The 17,589-nt window shown below is 72.7% G+C and carries 15 protein-coding genes; 10 read left to right on the forward strand and 5 right to left on the reverse strand.

The annotated features are described in order from the left end of the window. Window positions 1–84: 84 nt before the first annotated feature. Both P1V51_13825 and P1V51_13830 read left to right on the forward strand, forming a co-directional pair. Window positions 85–834, forward strand: coding sequence for a carotenoid 1,2-hydratase (locus P1V51_13825; protein ID MDF1564123.1), 750 nt, complete (start codon window positions 85–87; stop codon window positions 832–834). Beyond that, on the forward strand, window positions 831–1,976 hold the full coding sequence (locus tag P1V51_13830) for a glycosyltransferase (GenBank protein MDF1564124.1): 1,146 nt from the start codon (window positions 831–833) through the stop codon (window positions 1,974–1,976). The genes P1V51_13825 and P1V51_13830 overlap by 4 nt, the downstream gene beginning before the upstream one ends. Here P1V51_13830 and P1V51_13835 read toward each other — a convergent pair. Genes P1V51_13835 through P1V51_13845 form a run of 3 tightly spaced genes read right to left on the reverse strand, consistent with a single transcriptional unit; the run spans window position 1,973 to window position 5,161 of the window. Further along, entirely contained in the window at window positions 1,973–2,707 is a 735-nt protein-coding gene (locus P1V51_13835; protein ID MDF1564125.1) for a lysophospholipid acyltransferase family protein, read from the reverse strand. The two genes, P1V51_13830 and P1V51_13835, sit on opposite strands and share 4 nt — an antisense overlap. Continuing rightward, a complete protein-coding gene (locus P1V51_13840; protein ID MDF1564126.1) occupies window positions 2,704–3,645 on the reverse strand; it encodes a phytoene/squalene synthase family protein in 942 nt (313 codons plus the stop codon). The genes P1V51_13835 and P1V51_13840 overlap by 4 nt, the downstream gene beginning before the upstream one ends. Continuing rightward, window positions 3,635–5,161, reverse strand: coding sequence for a phytoene desaturase (locus P1V51_13845; GenBank protein MDF1564127.1), 1,527 nt, complete (start codon window positions 5,159–5,161; stop codon window positions 3,635–3,637). The genes P1V51_13840 and P1V51_13845 overlap by 11 nt, the downstream gene beginning before the upstream one ends. 69 nt (window positions 5,162–5,230) lie before the next feature. Between P1V51_13845 and P1V51_13850 the strand changes: the two genes are divergently transcribed. The 4 genes from P1V51_13850 to P1V51_13865 are packed head-to-tail and all read left to right on the forward strand — an operon-like array spanning window position 5,231 to window position 8,268. Then, complete coding sequence (locus P1V51_13850) at window positions 5,231–6,139, forward strand: MerR family transcriptional regulator (GenBank protein MDF1564128.1); 909 nt, start codon at window positions 5,231–5,233, stop codon at window positions 6,137–6,139. Continuing rightward, window positions 6,136–6,828: a hypothetical protein gene (locus P1V51_13855; GenBank protein MDF1564129.1), complete on the forward strand. Its 693-nt coding sequence runs from the start codon at window positions 6,136–6,138 to the stop codon at window positions 6,826–6,828. The genes P1V51_13850 and P1V51_13855 overlap by 4 nt, the downstream gene beginning before the upstream one ends. Window positions 6,829–6,844: 16 nt before the next feature. Beyond that, window positions 6,845–7,789, forward strand: a complete 945-nt coding sequence (locus P1V51_13860) for a MerR family transcriptional regulator (GenBank protein MDF1564130.1) — start codon at window positions 6,845–6,847, stop codon at window positions 7,787–7,789. Beyond that, window positions 7,786–8,268 carry a glutathione peroxidase gene (locus P1V51_13865; protein ID MDF1564131.1) on the forward strand — a complete coding sequence of 161 codons (483 nt, stop codon included), beginning with the start codon at window positions 7,786–7,788 and terminating at the stop codon, window positions 8,266–8,268. The genes P1V51_13860 and P1V51_13865 overlap by 4 nt, the downstream gene beginning before the upstream one ends. On the opposite strand, the gene P1V51_13870 is transcribed toward P1V51_13865, so the two are convergent. Together P1V51_13870 and P1V51_13875 are read right to left on the reverse strand one after the other, a co-directional pair. Continuing rightward, the gene (locus P1V51_13870) at window positions 8,265–8,741 is read right to left on the reverse strand and encodes a hypothetical protein (GenBank protein MDF1564132.1); all 477 of its coding nucleotides are present in this window, start codon (window positions 8,739–8,741) and stop codon (window positions 8,265–8,267) included. The genes P1V51_13865 and P1V51_13870 overlap by 4 nt on opposite strands. A 1,165-nt stretch (window positions 8,742–9,906) precedes the next feature. After that, entirely contained in the window at window positions 9,907–10,854 is a 948-nt protein-coding gene (locus P1V51_13875) for an alkyl sulfatase dimerization domain-containing protein (GenBank protein MDF1564133.1), read from the reverse strand. 9 nt (window positions 10,855–10,863) lie between these two features. Here P1V51_13875 and P1V51_13880 point away from each other — a divergent pair, with 9 nt between their 5' ends. The 4 genes from P1V51_13880 to P1V51_13895 all read left to right on the forward strand — a co-directional run bounded on the left by P1V51_13880 (window position 10,864) and on the right by P1V51_13895 (window position 17,573). Next, window positions 10,864–11,817 carry a hypothetical protein gene (locus P1V51_13880; GenBank protein MDF1564134.1) on the forward strand — a complete coding sequence of 318 codons (954 nt, stop codon included), beginning with the start codon at window positions 10,864–10,866 and terminating at the stop codon, window positions 11,815–11,817. A 59-nt stretch (window positions 11,818–11,876) separates the two neighbouring features. Continuing rightward, window positions 11,877–14,264 (forward strand): alpha-amylase family glycosyl hydrolase, encoded by a 2,388-nt coding sequence (locus P1V51_13885; GenBank protein MDF1564135.1) that lies wholly within the window; start codon window positions 11,877–11,879, stop codon window positions 14,262–14,264. A 25-nt stretch (window positions 14,265–14,289) separates the two neighbouring features. After that, window positions 14,290–15,795, forward strand: coding sequence for a hypothetical protein (locus P1V51_13890; GenBank protein ID MDF1564136.1), 1,506 nt, complete (start codon window positions 14,290–14,292; stop codon window positions 15,793–15,795). A gap of 158 nt (window positions 15,796–15,953) precedes the next feature. Next, a complete protein-coding gene (locus P1V51_13895; GenBank protein ID MDF1564137.1) occupies window positions 15,954–17,573 on the forward strand; it encodes an alpha-amylase family glycosyl hydrolase in 1,620 nt (539 codons plus the stop codon). Window positions 17,574–17,589 lie beyond the last annotated feature (16 nt).

The raw sequence follows: 17,589 nt of genomic DNA on the forward strand, positions 1-17,589 counted from the left end.
GTCGGCAACGTCTTCTCGCCCTGGTACGCGGCGGCGCGCCGCGCCGCGCCCGGGGGGCAGGCCGATCCCCGCGCCCACGCCGCGGTGAACCTCTGCCTCTATGGCCCCTACCGGCACCGCTGGGCCTACACCGAGGTCGGCGCCCGCCACCTCGAGCAGAGCCCGGAGCACCTGCGGATCCACCAGAGCCAGCTCTACTGGGAGGAGGGCCGCCTGGTGCTGGAGGTCGACGAGACCCAGGCGCCGCTGGGCGGACGCCTGAAGGGGCGGATCGTCCTCGACCCCGGGGCCCGCTTCTCGGAGCCAGAGGATCTGGCCGGCACCGGCCGCCACCTCTGGTGGCCGCTGGCCCCCTTCTCCCGGGCCGAGGTGGCGCTCGAGTCGCCCGGGCTCTCCTTCTCCGGCGCGGCCTACCACGACGCCAACATGGGCTCGGAGCCCATCGAGGACGGGCTGCGGCGCTGGTGGTGGATGCGGGCTCCCCTCTCGGAGGGCGCGGCGGTGCTCTACGACGCCATCGATCCGGCCGGAGAGGAGCGTCCCCTGGGCCTCTTCCTCGGGAGGGACGGCAGCCGCGAGCCGATCTCGGCCGCGGTCCCCGGCCGGCTGCGCCCGACCCGCTGGCTGATGCCGCGCCCGCTGCGCAGCGGCCACGGCCGCCCGCCCCGCCTCCTGAAGGCCTACGAGGACACCCCCTTCTACGCCCGCTCCCTGGTCGAGCTGGAGCTGCGGGGGGAGCGCACCCGCGGCGTCTACGAGGTGGTCGATCTCGATCGCTTCGCCAGCCGCTGGGTGCAGGCCCTGCTGCCCTACCGCATGAAGAGGATCCCATGAGCATCCTCGGCTTCCTGCTCTGGTTCTGGGCGATGATGGTGGCCGGCGCCGCCGGCACCGCCCTCTGGCGCTCGGTCCGCCTGGCGCGGCCGGGCAGGGCGCACTCGATCCCGCCCGCGCGGGTGCGGATCGTCCGGCCCGCCACGGGCGCGGCCGGCTGGCTCGCCGAGGGGCTGCGAAGCGGCACCCTCGAGGGGCGCGACGTGCGCTGGGTGTTGACCACCGCCAGCGCCCAGGATCCGGCCACCCGGATCGCCGAGGCGACGGTGCACCGCTTCCGCGAGGAGGGCCGCAGCAGCGACCTGCTCGTCGGGAGGATCCCCGGGCCCAACCGGAAGGTGGCCCAGCTGGCGATCGCCGAGAGCGATCACGGCCGGGGCGACGCGATGGTCGTCGCGGACGCCGACGTCGACCTCGATCGGGTGGACCTCGACGCGCTGCTCGCCGAGCTCGGCCGCCCCGGGGTGGGCGCGGTCTGGTCGCCGGTGGCCGAGGACAGCGAGGCCACCCTCGGGGATCGGGCCTCGGCGGCGGTCCTCTCCGGCTCCCTCCATGCCTTCCCCCTCCTCTGCGGCATCGACCAGCGCGGCCTGGTGGGCAAGCTCTTCGCCGTGCGCGCCGAGGCCCTCGAGGCCGCCGGCGGCTTCGCGGCGCTCGTGCAGTACCTCGGCGAGGACATGGAGCTCGCCCGCCGCCTCGACGAGGCGGGCTGGACGATCCGCGCCCTGCCCCAGGGCGCCCGCAGCCTCGCCCGCGATCGCAGCCTCCCGGAGGTGATCGCCCGCCACGCCCGCTGGGCGACGGTGATCCGCTCCCAGCGCCCGGCGCGGCTCCTGGCCTACCCCCTGCTCTTCGGCGCCACGACGCCCCTGCTCCTCGGCGCGGCCGCGCTCTCCCTGGCGCTGCCCCTGCCGGCGGCGCTGATCGCGGCCCTCACCCTGCTCACCCGCCTCTCGGTGGCGGCGGTCGCCCGCCGGCGAGCCGGCCTCTCGATCGGGCCGCGGCCGCTGCTCGAGGCCGTCGGCCTGGCGGAGCTGGTGCTCTGGGCGGCCTTCCTCCGGGCCCTGCAGGGGCCGGAGGTGACCTGGGCGGGGCGGCGGCTGCGCGTCGCCGCCGGCGGCATCCTCCAGGAGCGCTCCTAGAGCGGCGTCATCCAGGCGAGCATCCGCTCGGCGAGGGCGCCCAGGCGGTCGGGCCGCCGCTCCAGGGTGCGCCGGGTCTCCGGCGCCGGGGCCGGGCCCCCGTCCAGGTAGCGCTCGAGGGCCCCGAGGAGGGCCTCGACCTCTTCCTCCTGCCTTCGCCGGCCGGCGTCGACCTCCCGCTCGGGCGCGAGGGGCTCGCCCACCGCCAGCTGGATCTCCGGGTGCTCGGCCTCGCCGAAGACGTAGCGCAGGCCCACCGGCACGACCTGGCATCCCTTCGCCAGCCGGGCGATCGCCGCGGCGCCGGGCTGGAAGCCCAGGGGGCGCGCCGACTCGGGGCGCTCGCGCCCCTGGGGGAAGACCCAGACCAGCCGGCCGGGGCCGTCCAGCAGACCGGCGGCGTAGCGGATGGCCCGGGCGCCGTCCCGGGGGTCGTCGAGATCGACCCCGAAGGCCCCCACCTTCGCGAAGAAGGGCCGCTCCCGCAGGTTCTTCGCGTCCATCAGGGCGTGGCCGTCGGCGTGCAGGATCCGATCGACCAGCTGCAGGATCACCAGCGCGTCCCACCAGGCGCTGTGGTTGGAGACCACCACCACCGGCCCCTCGGCCAGGGCGGCCTCCAGCCGGGGCAGGCCGTGGATCTCCAGGGCGCCGAAGGTCCGGCGCAGGCGACCCTCGATCTGTCGGCCGAACCAGGCCCGGAAGAGGCGGCGCTTGCGGGCCGGGATCACGGGGTGCAGGCCTGGAGGAGGGGCCGGGCCACCTCGAGGGGCGCCCCCTGGAGGGGGCGGGCGCGCGAGAGGTAGGCGGGGAGGGAGCGCAGGAGCAGCCAGGCCTTGCGGGGGCGCGAGACCACCGCCCGGCCCGAGACGCTGTCGAAGCCCCGCCGGCGGATCTCCCGTCCGATGTCCGAGTAGATCAGGCGGGCCGCCCGGATGGCGACCCGGCCGTCGCGGGGCAGGTGGGGGATGCCCTGGTCGGCGCTACGGTAGAGGCGCTCGGCCTCCTCGAGGAGGGCCTCGACCACCTTGCCCACGCCGGGAGAGAAGCGCGGCTCGGCCCGCAGGGCGTCGGGGTCGACGCCCTCGGCGCGCAGCCAGGCCTCCGGCAGGTAGATCCGGCCCCGGCGGGCGTCCTCGCCCACGTCGCGGGCGATGTTGGTCAGCTGCATGGCCACGCCCAGGTCGCAGGCGCGGGCGAGGACCTCCGGCGCGCGGCGCCCCATCAGCAGGGTCATCATCACGCCCACGGTCCCCGCGACCCGCACCCCGTAGGCGCGCACCTCGTCGAGGGTCTCGTAGCGCCGTCCCTCCGCGTCCCAGACGAAGCCCTCGATGAGGGCGTCGAGGGCGGGGCGGGGGAGGCGGTGCTCGCCGACCACCCAGGCCAGCGCCCGCTCGGTCGGGCTGTCACCGGGCGCGCCGGCGTAGGCGCGGTCGAGCATCCCCTCGAGGATGCGGACGCCCTCGGCGGGGGAGGGGCCGTCGTCCACCAGATCGTCGGCGATCCGGCAGAAGGTGTAGAGGGCCGTGACGGGATCCTGCAGGCGGGCGGGCAGCGCCCGGGAGGCCGCGTGGAAGGTCTTCGAGCCCGCCGCGAGGGTCTGCCGGCAGACCTGGAGGTCCGCGGGCGAGAGGCGCAGCGCCAGGGCGGTCGACTCAGAGGTCATCGGGATCGGGCACCACCGAGTCCAGGACCCGCGCCGAGGAGAGCACGCCGGGCAGGCCCGCGCCGGGGTGGGTGCCGGCGCCGACGAGGTAGAGCCCCTCGACCTCCTCGCTCTTGTTGTGGGGCCGGAAGTAGGCGCTCTGGGTGAGCACCGGCTCGAGGCCGAAGGCCGCGCCCTTGTAGGAGGCCAGCCGCTCCTGGAAGCCCAGGGGGGTGAGGAGGCGGGAGCTGACCACCGCGTCCTTCAGGCCGGGCAGCATCGCCTTCTCCAGGTAGGCCTCCACCGCCTGGCGGTAGGGCTCGGCCTGCTCCATCCAGTCCACGCCGCTGTCGAGGTGGGGCACCGGCGAGAGCACGTAGAAGGCGTCGTGGCCCTCGGGGGCCAGCGAGGGATCGGTGGCGGTGGGCCGGTGCAGGTAGAGGCTGAAGTCGTCGGCCAGCACCTTGTTCTCGAAGATGTCGTCGAGGAGGCCGCGGTAGCGGGGCCCCAGGAGGATGGTGTGGTGGGCGACGTCCTCGTACTTGCGCTTGGTGCCGAAGTACCAGACGAAGAGGCTCATGCTGTAGCGGGCCTTCTCGATCTTGCGATCCGTCCAGCGCTTGCGGTGCTCGGGGGCGACGAGGTTGCGGTAGGTCCAGGCCGAGTCGGCGTTGGAGACCACGATGTCCGCCGCGATGGACTCGCCGCTGGCCAGGGTGACGCCGGTGGTCTTGCCCTCGACCACGTCGATGCTGCCCACCTCCGAGTTGCAGCGCACCTCGCCGCCGAGGCGCTCGATGAGCTCGACCAGGCCCTCGACCAGGGCACCGGTGCCGCCGATGGGGAAGCTGACCCCCCACTTGCGCTCCAGGAAGGCGATCAGGGCGTAGATCGAGGTCGTGTTGAAGGGGTTCCCGCCCACCAGGAGGGTGTGGAAGGAGAGCACCTGCCGCAGCCGCTCGTCCTTCACGTACTGCGCGACCAGGCTGTAGACGGTGCGGTAGCTCTTCAGGCGCATCATCTTGGGGACGATCTTCGCCATCGAGGTCCAGTCCCCGAACTCGACGTGGGCCAGCTCCTCGAAGCCGACCTCGAAGATCTTGCGGCTCATCTCGAGGAAGCGCTCGTAGCCCTGCACGTCGGCGGGGTTCAGCTCCCCGATCTGCCGCCGCATCTCCTCGGCGTCTCCCGAGTAGTCGAAGATCAGGCCGTCGTCGAAGCGGATCCGGTAGTAAGGGGTGACCGGGCGCAGATCGATGTGATCCTCGAAGCGCTCGCCCGCCAGCTCCCAGAGCTCCTCGAGGAGCTGGGGCGCCGTCACCACCGTCGGACCGGCGTCGAAGGTGAAGCCGTCCTGGCGGTGGACGTAGGCCCGCCCGCCGGGGGCGTCGAGGCGCTCCAGGACCGTCACGCGGTAGCCCCGCGCGCCGAGCCGCACCGCGGCCGCCAGGCCGCCGAACCCGCTCCCGATGACCACCGCGTGGGGCTGGCTGCGGAGCGCCACCCCGGGTCCCGTCGTCTGTGTCGTCTCGAGCATGAGGGGAGTATAGGGATTGTCGAACCATTTGACAAACCCTGAACAAAGGTTTTTGATCCAGGTCAGAAGATGAGCGGACGCTATCGCATCAACTCGGTCTCCGAGATGACCGGGGTCGCCCCGGCGACCCTGCGCGCCTGGGAGCGGCGCTACGGGGTGCCCCGCCCCGAACGCACCGACGCCGCCTACCGCATCTACTCCGAGGACGACGTGGCGCTCGTGCGGCGCCTGCAGCGCCTGGTGGACGAGGAGGGGCTGGCTCCCTCCCAGGCCGCCGCGCAGGTCCTCTCCGAGGCGGACGCGCCGGAGGCGTCGCCCGTCACCGGGCCCGACCCCTGGCAGATCGCCCGGGGCGCCCTGGTGGACGCCGCCGCCCAGCTGAACGGGCCCCTCCTGCGGGAGCGGCTCGCCCGCGCGCTGGTGATGGGGAGCGGCGCCGAGGTCGCCAACCGGATCCTCGCCCCGGCCCTGCGCGAGCTGGGCGAGCGCTGGCACCGCGGCGAGCTCTCGATCGCCGCCGAGCACCTGGGGAGCGAGGCCATCGGCAACGCCCTGCGGGAGCTGCTGCGGCTGGCCCAGCCCGGCGGCCGGGCGCCCCTTGCCCTGCTGGCCTGCTTCGAGCACGAGGATCACGTCCTGCCCCTCTACGTGGTCGGCCTGGAGCTCGCCCGCTGGGGCCGGCGGGTCGAGGTCCTCGGCGCCCGCCTCCCTGCCGGCGAGCTTCGGGAGGCCGTCCACCGCCTCGATCCGGAGCTGGTCGCCCTCACCCTCACCCGGCCCCCACCCGAGGGGCGGCTCGAGGCGATCCTGGCCGCCACCGCCGGGGCCGTCGGCGCTCGCCCCTGGCTCGTGGGCGGCCGCGCCACCACCACCCTGCGCGAGGTGCTGGAGGAGGCCGGCGCGATCGTGGTCCCCGACCTCGCCTCCCTGGAGTCGGTGCGCGCGCGCCTGACCAAGCTCGAGGAGATCGAACGATGAAGTGGCCCTCTCTCCCGGCGATCCTCGCCGCCCTCGCCCTCGGGGTCGGCGCCGCCCCATCCTTCCCGGCGGCGGCGGAGGCCTCGGGCGCCTACCTCGGCACGCAGCGGGTCCGGGGCATCCTGAAGCTGCCGGTCCTCGGCGAGGTCGACACCGAGGTGACCTTCACCGTGCTGGCGACGATCCAGTCCGGGGAGGAGGGCCTGAGCATCGAGCAGCGCCCCTGCAGCGTCGAGTTCAGCAACGTGCTGGGGATCGGCACCGCCATGGAGGAGGCCGGGGTGCGGCGGCTCCCGGTGGAGAAGATCGCCTTCGGGCCGGCCGAGGGAGACTGGCGCGCCGCCGAGCCCTGGCTCGTGGGCTGGGGCGCCGAGGACGTGGACGCCGACGGCAAGCCCGGCGCCACCGTCCAGGTGAAGGCACCGCTCTGCGGCGGCGAGGTCCACGTCTCCAGCCAGACCGTCTCCATCGCCCGCGGCCAGTGGACCGGCGAGACCTTCCGGGGCCGGGTGAAGGTGGTGGTCGCCCAGAAGATCCTGGGCGCCTCCAACGCCTGCCTCTCGATGACCGCCACCGACAAGCGCCAGAAGATGAGCGGGGAGTTCGAGTACCGGCCGGTGCCCGCGGGCACCCGCTGCGAGGATCTCGGGGCCCTCGCGCTGCTTGCGGGCGACGCCGAGAGGCCGTAGAGGGTTCGTTCAAGGTATGCCTCGAGACTCCCAGAACCCCCGCCACCGCATCCAGGCCGTCGTCGAGGCCACCGGGGTGCCCGCCCCGACCCTGCGGGCCTGGGAGAAGCGCTACGGCTTCCCGATCCCCCGCCGCAGCGCGGGCGGCTACCGGCTCTACACCGAGCAGGATCTGGAGGCGGTGCGCCGGATGAACGCCCTGACCTCCGAGGGCATCCCGGCCGCGGAGGCCGCCCGCCTGGTGCGGGAGAGGATGCTGGCGGAGGCCGAGCCGGAGTCCGGCGAGGAGCGGTCGGGCTTCGATCAAGCCCGGGACCGGATCCTCTCCGCGGTGCAGGTCTACGACAGCCTGGCCCTCGAGGAGGCGCTGGCCCTGGCCCTGGGGCTGGGCCGGGCGGCCGTGATCTACCGGCGGGTGCTCGAGCCGGCCCTGATCGAGGTGGGCGAGCGCTGGCACGCCGGCACCTTCTCGGTGGCTCAGGAGCACCTCTGCACCCAGGTCGTCGAGAAGCACCTGCGCCTGCTCTCCACCCTGGTCCAGCCCCCGCCGCCGGCGCCGGTGGTGCTGCTGGCCTGCATCGAGGAGGAGCAGCACCAGCTCGGCCTCTACGGGGTCAGCCTCGAGCTCGCCGCCCTCGGCGCCCGCGCGGTGATCCTCGGCGCGGCCACCCCGCCGGACGCCCTCGGCCACGCGGTGGCCGCCCTGGAGCCCGCCGCGGTCGGCCTCTCCGCCGCGGCCCGGCCCCCGAAGGCGGCTGCCCTGATGCGCGCCTACGGCCGGGCCTGCGGCGCCGTCCCCTGGATCCTCGGTGGCCTCGCCGCCTCCGAGCTCTCCAGCGCCGTGCAGGGCGCCGGCGGCCTCGTCGCTCCGGGCGACCGGCACGTCTCCGACGATCTGCGCGATCTACTCACCCGGGCCCGCTCCCCCCGCGAGAAACCGTCAAGAGGAGGACCGGCATGAGCCCGTCGATCTACGACTTCGAGGTGAAGACCAACAAGGGCGAGACCCAGACCCTCGAGCCCTACCGCGGCAAGGTGCTGCTCATCGTGAACACCGCCAGCAAGTGCGGCTTCACCCCCCAGTACGAGGGCCTCGAGGCCCTCCACGCAGAGCTCTCCGGCAGGGGCCTGGAGATCCTCGCCTTCCCCTGCAACCAGTTCGGCGGGCAGGAGCCGGGCAGCGACGAGGAGATCGCCAGCTTCTGCGAGCTGCGCTTCCACACGACCTTCCCCCTCTTCTCCAAGATCGACGTCAACGGCGACGACGCCCACCCCCTCTACGAGCACCTCAAGGCGGAGGCCCCCGGCCTGCTGGGCACCAGGGCCATCAAGTGGAACTTCACCAAGTTCCTGGTCGATCGCGAGGGCAGGGTGGTGAGCCGCTTCGCCCCCAAGGACACCCCGGAGTCCCTGCGCGGGGAGATCGAGGCGCTCCTCTAGCGCGTGAGGGAGGGGTACTCGCGCAGCCACCCCTGCCGGTGGACCGCCCACAGGCCCAGGCAGATCGCCTCGGCCGCGTCGTGGCGCAGGGAGGTCGGCCGCTTCGCGCCGGACCACTCGATGATCGCCCGGGCCAGGGTGTCCGCGTGCTTCTTGGCGTCGGGCCCGCTGCGCTGGTGCCGAGAGAGGAGCAGCTCGCGGCGCCAGGCCTCGGCGTGACACTGGATCAAGACCAGCCCCCGGCGCTGGACCTCGCCCTCCCAGGGCAGCGCGATCCCCCCTCCGCCCTCGAGGGCGACGACGCTTAGGGGGGCGGCCTCCTCGAGGATGCTGCGGGCGGCCTTCCGCAGCCGGGCGAGGGTTCCGAAGTTGCGGGAGCGGTACCAGAGCAGCCGCCCGTCCCGGCCGAAGACGGCCAGGCCCGTGCGCAGGCCGAGGTCCACGGCCAGCAGTCGTTCGGTCGGATCGGGCATTGCCCGGAGGATAGCCGACCTGAATCGGGTCCAGACGGCTGGCCCGGGGCGTCCGGAATCCCGACGATCGGGAAGGTAACGCCTCGTTACTCCTCGGGGGGTGGCGCCGCCCCCCAAGACGCTGAAAACACGGAATGAATCCGCATCAGCCGACCGTCGATCCGGCGCTGCCCGCCGGGGCACCTCCGTTGCACTGCAGGAGTCGAACGAGCTGCACCTCACCTCGACCCACCCCCAGCGCCCCCCTCGGAGATGCCATGCGCCCCAAGACGATTCTCTGGATCCTGTTGCCGCTCTTCCTCGCCGCCTGTGGGGAGGGCGAGTTCATCGTCGACGGGACCGGGGCCCAGGCCGAGAGGGCCGTCATCGGGGGCAGGGTTCGCCTCGGCATGAACCCCGCGCTGCAGCCCGACACGGACCTGCACGACTGGCCGGCGGCGGCTAGCCCCTCCTCCCTCTACATGGCGCGCATCTGGGACATGGGGCTGACCTGGGCGCACCTTGAGCCGAGCCCCCCGGTGAACGGCGTCCGCACCTACGACTGGTCGCGGCTGGACCGGCGCATGGAGCAGATCGTGGACGCGGACATGCGCCCGATGATGGTGCTCTACGGGACGCCGCCCTGGGCCTCACCCGGCTGCACCCCCAACTACACGGGCGCCTGCACGACCTATCCGCAGGATCCCGAGGACTGGTCCGCCTTCGTCGGCGCCGTCGCGGCGCGCTACGTGGACCTGCGGACCTCGAGGGGAGAGGCGCCCGTCTACGAGGTGTGGAACGAGCCCAACCTGGGCCAGACCGCCTCCATCCCCTACTGGACGGGGAGCCCCGAGCAGCTCCTGGACATCAACCGGCGCGCGTGGGCGGCGATCAAGCAGGTGGCGCCCGGCGAGACGGGGACGGTGGTGTGCTGCGGATGGAACCGCCTGGCCGCCAACAACGCCGCGAGTCAGGTGGACGCCTGGCTCGCCGCCGGCGGGGGCGACCACGTCGACGCGATCTCGTACCACCCCTATCCGAGGAACTGGGACCCCTCGACCGCCGCCGACATCACGCGACGGTTCCGCAGGGCGATGGCGCGAAACGGAGTCGTCAAGCCGCTCTGGGCCACGGAGGTCGGCTTCATCAACGGCCTCCACGGCAACGGACGTCGGCTGACTCACCGTCAGCAGGCCGCGCTCGTCTCGGAGACCATCCTGGCGCTGCGGCGCGAGGCGGTGCCGGTCGTGCTCTGGTACCTGTGGAACGAGAGCCACGTGGGGCACGCCGACAGCGACTTCGTCGGCTTGCATCGGGTCGTGGCCGAGGCCCTCGCCGCGGCGGGAAGCGCACCCGACCTCCCGCCCGCGAGCCCCCACGACGCGGCCACCCCGCCCGCGCCCGCGCCCGCGCCGGAGCCCCCGCCCGCGCCGGAGCCTTCACCCTCGTCCTCGCCCGGGCCCGTCTGCGATCCGGGGAAGCGGAAGGTCACCGACTCCTCGACGTCGGCCAGCTCCGGGATCAGCCGCGTCTGCAGCACCTCGAAGACCATGGCGAGGGGCAGGGCGTCGACCAGGGCGTCGGGCACGGTCGGCTGGCCCATCCGGGCGACCCCGTGCTCGAGGCGCCAGGCCTCCTCCAGCAGGTAGCCCCGCCCGTTGGTGTTCGCGACGGTCTTCGCGGTGTCGGTGAGCGCCCGTCTCCAGAGGGGGCGGCGCAGCTCCAGGGGCTCTCCGGAGTCCCGGAGCAGCGCGAGCAGGTGGAGCGCCCAGCGGGGATCCTCCCGCTCGAGGCTGCCCTCGATCTCGGTGACGATCGCCCCGGCGCCGCCCATCAGGGCCACCGTCCGGCGCGCCTCCTCGCGCCGCTCGAGGGGGTAGAGGGTCTCGACCCGCTCGTCGAACCAGCCGAGCCGGTTCGTGTAGAGCGCCCGCACCGACCAGTCGAGCTGTCCGTAGAGCTCGGTGAGGTAGCCGCTCCTCGCCAGGTGAGCCGGGAGGCGGATGGTGCGCACCAGCTCGTCCAGGCTCTGGCCCGCGTTCGCCCCCCGCACCACCGAGTCGCGGATCCACTGGATGCCGTCCCGGTAGTCGCGCAGGGTCCTCGCGATCTCCTCGGCGCCGGCGACGATCACCGGGCCGAGGTGGCCCTCTGGGAGGCCATGAACGCCCTCCACGGCAGGGTGCGCGTGGAGCACCTCGTCGAGCTCCATCGACTGCGGGAGGCCGCCCTCGATCGACTCGGCGCCGGGACGACCGACGAGCGGCGCCTCGACTCCCTCTGCTTCCTGGCCCAGGAGTACGCCCGCCGGAAGCTGCCCGACGAGACCCTGGCCGTGGTGGAGGAGCTCCTGGCCCTGACCCCCACCGAGCCCTGGACCCGCTGGCGGATCGACGCCATCCGCTCCCGCTCGGCCATCCGTCTCCTCCAGGGGCGCGTCGCCGAGGCGCGCGAGGACGGCGAGCTGGCGCTCGGCGCGCTCGAGACCCTGGACGACCGGCTGCGGCTGGCCCGGGTGCTCACCAGCATCGCCGGGATCGACTCCCGGACCGGGGACCCCATCGGCGCCGAGCGAAAGATCCGGCACGCCATGGCGCTCTTCGAGCTCGAGGGGGAGGACGGAAGTGACGAGTACACCAGCGCCGTCCGGGATCTGGCCGTGGCGCTCCTGCGCCAGCAGCGGCTCGACGAGGCCGAGGTCCTCTACCAGGAGGCCTTCGTCCTCCTCGATGGACTGGGGAACCCGGACGCCTTCGTCGCGCGGCTGAACCTCGCCCTCATCGAGGTGGATCGCGGACGCTACGCCGAGGGCGCCGAGGAGGCCTGGGCGTGCGTCGAGGCCTTCCGGGCCCAGGGGCGCCCTCCCTTCGCCGGCCTCGCGCTCGCGGTCATCCTCCCTCACGCGGCCACCGGCGAGCCCGAGGCCTTCAAGGCCCTCTGCGCCGAGGCTGGACGGATCTACCGCGACACCCAGTGGTGGGATCTCCACGCCGCCGACCTCCTGACGCTCGCGGCGAGCCTCGCCAGCGACCCGGAGGCCGTGGCCTGCGCCGAGCACCTGGCCGAGGAGATCCGGGCGGGCATCCGACGCGCCTGAGGCTCCGGATCGCACGCGGGGCAGCCACCCGACCTTCGATCCGCTAAGGTGAGGGGATCATGCAGCGCGTGCTCTCGACCCTCGCCCTGGCCGTCCTCCCGCTCCTGCTGACGGCCTGCCCCCCGAAGGACCACGTCCGCCTCTACCACACCGAGCCGATCGCGCCCTCGCTCTCCATCGAGCAGGTCGAGAGCCTCTCGGTGCTGGGCTCGACCCGCATCGACGACGGCGTGAACTTCTCGGTCTTCTCGGGCAACGCCACCCGGATGGACCTCCTCCTCTTCGACGACCCCGAGGCGACGGTGCCCACCCGGCAGTTCGAGATGGTCCGCCACGGCGACGCCTGGAACCTCTTCGTCGAGGGGATCGGCCTCGGGCAGCACTACGGCTTCCTCGCCTGGGGGCCGAACTGGGAGGTCCACCCCGACTGGGAGCTCGGCCGCATCGAGGGCTTCGTCGCCGACGTGGACAGCCTGGGCAACCGCTTCGATCCCAACAAGCTCCTCTTCGACCCCTACACTCGCGCCTTCCACCGGGATCACGACTGGAGCAAGGGCAGCACCGCCAGCGGCCCCGCGCGCACCCAGTCGACGGTCGCCGCCGCCTCCAAGTCGGTGATCGTCGAGAGCGAGTACGTCTGGAGCGAGAACGAGACCACCTGGCGCGAGTCCCGCAGGGACCGGGCGATGCCCGGGCACCGCTGGGAGGACATGATCCTCTACGAGGTGCACGCGAAGGGCTTCACGGCCGACCCCGCCTCGGGGGTCGATCACCCGGGCACCTACCGGGGCTTCGGCGAGAAGGCCGACTACCTGGCCGACCTCGGCATCACCGCCGTCGAGCTGATGCCGGTGATGGAGAAGCCCCTCGACGGAGGCTACTGGGGCTACAACACCCTCGGCTTCTTCGCGCCGGAGCTCTCCTACGCCTCCGACAAGCGGCCGGGGAAGGTGATGGACGAGTTCAAGTGGATGGTCGACGAGCTGCACCAGCGCGGCATCGAGGTCATCCTCGACGTGGTCTACAACCACACCGGCGAGGGCGGGCTCTGGCGGGAGAAGCTCGAGCTCGCCGACGCCCACGAGCTCGACGCCAGCACGGCCGCCGAGCTGGCCAACCTCGATCCCAAGGAGGTCGCGGGCCTCTACAGCTACCGGGGCCTCGACAACGCCTCCTACTACGCGCTCTCGGATCAGGACGCGGGCTTCTACAACAACAACACCGGGGTCGGTAACACGACCCGCTGCAACTACCGGCCGATGGAGCAGCTGATCCTCGACAGCTTGCGCTTCTGGGTCGAGGAGATGCACGTCGACGGCTTCCGCTTCGACCTGGCGGTGATCCTGGGCGAGAAGGATCGCGACTACACCCGCTGGGACACGGTCGAGAACACGATGCTGATGAAGATCCTCCAGGATCCCGTCATCGTGGAGAACAACGTCCGGATCATCTCCGAGCCCTGGGCGATCTCGGGCTTCTACCTGGGCCAGTTCCCGAAGGCGCCGAGCGGCGACCAGGCCTGGTACGAGTGGAACGGCCACTTCCGGGACGTCTGGCGCAGCTTCGTGAACAACGACGGCTGGGCGATGAACTCCCGGGAGGGCGCGGTCGACTTCGGCGGCACCATGACCGGCTCCTACGATCTCTTCGGCGACGACGGGCGGGGACCGCACCACTCGATCAACTTCGTGACGGTCCACGACGGCTTCACCCTCTACGACCTCTTCACCTACGACAACAAGCAGAACGGCTGCAGCCCGCTGAACCCCGACTGCTGCGACGCCCGCCTCTCGGCCTGGTGCGATCCGGCGAGCGGCGAGGACAACAACCGCTCTCGCGACTGGGGCTCGAACAACGAGCCCTTCAAGCGCCAGCAGATGCGCAACCTCTTCGCGGCGATGCTGCTCGCCCAGGGGACGCCCTTGATCCTCGGCGGCGACGAGTGGATGCGCACCCAGCTCGGCAACAACAACGCCTACTACACCCGGGCCGACAACCCGAACTCCTGGTACCAGTGGGGCACCTACCAGGCGCAGAACGAGCGGCGGCGGATGCACGACTTCGTCCGTCAGCTCATCGCCCTGCGCAAGGAGCACGCCTGGGCCTTCGCCCGCAGCGACTACGCCGCGCCCCCCACCTGGCTGGACGCCGGCGGCGGCACGAACCCCAACTGGGGCGGCCGCCACATCGCCCTGCGCTACAACCACCCCGCCGGCGGGCCCGGCCTGCTGGTGCTGGTGAACATGGAGCTCGGGCCGGTCGACTTCCAGCTGCCCGCGGGCAACTGGACGCGCCTGGTGGACACCCAGCTCTGGTTCGACGACCAGCCCTACTTCGAGCAGAGCGGGGCCGATCCGACCCGCTCGGCGAACGCGTTCCCGGAGCCGGTCGGCACCGCCACCTACGGGGTGCAGAGCCGCTCGATCGTGGTGCTGGTCTCTTCCTGACCCTTCGGACTAGGCTGGCCGCGCGATGCTCCCCAGACGCCTCTCGATCCTCCTTGTGCTCGCTCTCCTGGCGCCCGCGGCGGCGTCCGCGGAGGTCTCGCGGCCCCGGGCCGAGGTGGCCGGCTACTTCCGGATCATGACCCGCCCCGACCTCCAGGGCGGCGACGGCCGGCTGGGCTTCTGGAACCTCTACGGCCGGCTAATGAACGAGGGGCCCTGGGCCTCGCTCGAGCTGCGGGTGGATCTGCTCCAGGCGCAGGACGCGCGGGACCCCTGGGTGAGCGTCCACTACAAGATCGAGGGCGGCTCGGTGATGAACGCCGACGCCGGGCAGGGGGCCCTGGCCGCCTTCCGGATGAGCCAGCTCTACGCGCGGGCCGGCAACGTGCTGGGGCAGGGCGTCGAGTGGCAGCTGGGCACCCTCGACACCTGGATGGGCGATCTGGCCCTCTACGATCAGAAGCCGGCCCAGCTCTTCTTCGACACCCTGGGCCTCTCGGCCACCCTCAAGCGACGGCGCTTCGATCTCACCGTGGGCCTGGGTGACGCGGGCTTCGCGATCCGCGGCCGCGACTACAGCCCGGTGCTCACCGCCGGCCTGCTGGCCCGCCTGCGCCTCGGCGGCCACCTCGAGCTGGGCGGCGGCGGCCAGACCTTCTACGAGCCCGAGGTCGCCGGCAACCGCAACTCGCCCCACACCACGGCGAACCTCACCTACGAGAACTTCATCCGGCGGGAGGTGGTCTCCAGCTACCTCCAGCAGAACCCGGGCAGCGAGGATCTCTTCTACGACGACAACGTCGCCAGCAGCACCTACGCCAGCTCCTACAAGGTGGTGGGCTACCTGGGCTTCGGCGGCTTCGGGCCGCTCACCTGGAACAACCTCTTCGCCAACCTCTCCCGCCTGCACCCCGAGGTCTCCACCACCGAGACCGTCGTGGGCCGGGACTACACCCTCTACGTCAGCAGCCTCACCGACCAGCGCTTCCAGCTCACCATCGGCAACGAGGCGCAGCTGAAGATCCTGCCCGAGCGCCTCGACGCCATCTGGGCCCTGCTCTACGGGCGCCAGTGGAACGACGACAACGAGATCGCGGCCGGCGAGGACAACCGCACCTTCCTCTCCAGCGTGCTGCGCCTCCAGCTCTACCTGACGCCCTCGCTCCACCTCCTCCTCGAGAGCTCCCTGGCCCGCGAGCGGAGCCTGAACGGCAACCTCTGGCGGCAGGCCCACGACTCGATCTTCCAGAGCAGCGTGGGGCAGGCCGACGCCCGGGGGCTGGAGTTCGGCGACACCGACACCCGCGACACCTGGCAGGTGAAGTTCGGCCCCGTCCTGAACCCCAGGGGCTACGGCATCTTCTCCCGGCCCTCCCTGCGGCTCCTCTTCGGGCTGCAGCGCTCGAGCATCCACCAGGCCTTCGGCTCCACGGTGGTCGACTCCCTCTCCGACAACGAGATCCTCCAGCACGAGGCGACGAGCCGGTACCAGCACGCGGTGATCGCGCTCGAGGCGGAGGCGTGGTTCTGATGGCGAGGGGCTCTCAGCTCTCAGCTCTCAGCTCTCAGCTTTCAAACGCCACGCTCGTGCTCGCGCTCGCGCTCGGGGGGTGTGCCGGGGCCGCACCGAAGCCCGAGGAGCCCCTCGCGACCAGGCGGACCGGCCCGCCGGGCCCCGTCTACTTCGTCATGGTCGATCGCTTCGAGAATGGCGATCCCACCAACGACGGGGAGATCGATCCCGCCGATCCCACCGCCTGGCACGGCGGGGACGTCGCCGGCCTCTCGAGGCGCCTCGACTGGCTGGAGGCGCTCGGAGTGGAGACGGTCTGGACCTCTCCGCTGACCCTCGGCCGGCGGGAGCCCTTCATGGGGCACGGCGCCTACCACGGCTACTGGGTCCTCGAGCACGGCGAGCCCGACCCCCACCTGGGCACCTGGGAGGAGCTGCGCGCCCTCTCCGACGCGCTGCGGGCGCGGGGGATGCGCCTCTACCTCGACGCCGTCCTCAACCACGTCTCCTACGAGGCGCCGCTGACGACCCGCCAGCCCGGCTGGTTCCACGGCCGGGGCGCCATCGAGGACTGGGGCGACCCGGTGCAGCTGGTCGAGGGTGACGTCCACGGGCTGCCCGACCTGGCCGTCGAGCAGGAGGAGGTCTTCGCCTACCTCGCCGGCACCCTCGACACCTGGATCGAGAAGGTCCGCCCCGCGGGCCTGCGCCTCGACGCGGTGAAGCACCTGCCGGTGAGCTTCTGGCAGCGGCTGGCCGCGCACCTCCACCAGAAGCACGGCGACGACTTCGAGCTCCTCGGAGAGGATCTGGAGGGCGACCCCTTCCTGCTGGCCGGGCGCTGGAAGGCGGCGGGCTTCGACTCGGTCTTCGACTTCCCCCTGCGCTACGCGCTGGTCGACGTCGCCTGCAACGACCAGGGAGCGAGCCGCCTGGCCTCGCTCCTCTCCCTCGACCGGGTCTACGAGCACCCCGAGCGGCTCACCACCCTCCTCGACAACCACGACCTCGCCCGGATCGCCTCCGAGTGCGGCGAGCCGACGAACATCCGCCTGGCCCTCTCCCTCCTCTACCTGCTGCGGGGCACGCCCTCGCTCCTCTACGGCACCGAGGTCGGCCTGAAGGGCCGCACGGAGCTGGAGGTGCGCGCGGACATGCGCTTCGAGGCGGACCACCCCCTGCGGGCCCACGTGGCGGCCCTCGCCCGGCAGCGGGCCGCGCACCCGGCGCTCTCCCGCGGCGCGACCCTCATCCTGGAGCTCGAGGCGAGGACCCTGCTCCTCCTGCGGGTCCCGCGGGAGGGGGAGGGGAGCGCGGTGCTGGTGGGCGTGAACGTGAGCGGCGCGCCGCACACCTTCACCACCCGCGGCGCCCCCGTCGCCCTGCCGGAGGCGACCCTGGAGGTGGGGTCCTGGGACGCGGGGATGGTCGCCCTTCCGCTGGCGCCGGAGGCCCTCGCCGCCCTGCGCGAGGCGCTGCGGATGCGCGGCACCCTCGAGGCCCCGCGGCAGCGCGAGCTCACCTTCGAGGCGCGGGTGCCGGGGGTCGGCGAGGACGAGACCGTCCTGCTCTGCGGCTCCGATCCGGCGCTCGGGAGCTGGCGGCCCGAGCGGGCCTTCGAGCTCGAGCCCGTGGGGGAGGGGGTCTTCCGGGGCACGCTGAGCCTGCCCGAGCCCGCGGTGATCGAGTGGAAGCTCCTGCGGCGGCGGGGCAAGACCTTCACCTGGCAGGGCGGCGCCAACCGCTCCCTCCACCTCGACGGCGGCGGCGAGGATCGACGGCAGCTCGCCTGGTGAGCCGCCCCCAACGCGT

The organism is Deltaproteobacteria bacterium (assembly GCA_029210625.1).
In the GTDB taxonomy this organism is placed as follows: domain Bacteria; phylum Myxococcota; class Myxococcia; order SLRQ01; family SLRQ01; genus JARGFU01.

Bases quoted from the DNA above. Each gene is read 5' to 3' on its own strand.
- P1V51_13895 (MDF1564137.1), top strand. From the start codon at position 15,954: ATGGTCGATCGCTTCGAGAATGGCGATCCCACCAACGACGGGGAGATC.
- P1V51_13865 (MDF1564131.1), top strand. From the start codon at position 7,786: ATGAGCCCGTCGATCTACGACTTCGAGGTGAAGACCAACAAGGGCGAG.
- P1V51_13855 (MDF1564129.1), top strand. From the start codon at position 6,136: ATGAAGTGGCCCTCTCTCCCGGCGATCCTCGCCGCCCTCGCCCTCGGG.
- P1V51_13870 (MDF1564132.1), bottom strand. From the start codon at position 8,741: ATGCCCGATCCGACCGAACGACTGCTGGCCGTGGACCTCGGCCTGCGC.
- P1V51_13885 (MDF1564135.1), top strand. From the start codon at position 11,877: ATGCAGCGCGTGCTCTCGACCCTCGCCCTGGCCGTCCTCCCGCTCCTG.
- P1V51_13850 (MDF1564128.1), top strand. From the start codon at position 5,231: ATGAGCGGACGCTATCGCATCAACTCGGTCTCCGAGATGACCGGGGTC.
- P1V51_13840 (MDF1564126.1), bottom strand. From the start codon at position 3,645: ATGACCTCTGAGTCGACCGCCCTGGCGCTGCGCCTCTCGCCCGCGGAC.
- P1V51_13890 (MDF1564136.1), top strand. From the start codon at position 14,290: ATGCTCCCCAGACGCCTCTCGATCCTCCTTGTGCTCGCTCTCCTGGCG.
- P1V51_13860 (MDF1564130.1), top strand. From the start codon at position 6,845: ATGCCTCGAGACTCCCAGAACCCCCGCCACCGCATCCAGGCCGTCGTC.
- P1V51_13830 (MDF1564124.1), top strand. From the start codon at position 831: ATGAGCATCCTCGGCTTCCTGCTCTGGTTCTGGGCGATGATGGTGGCC.
- P1V51_13845 (MDF1564127.1), bottom strand. From the start codon at position 5,161: ATGCTCGAGACGACACAGACGACGGGACCCGGGGTGGCGCTCCGCAGC.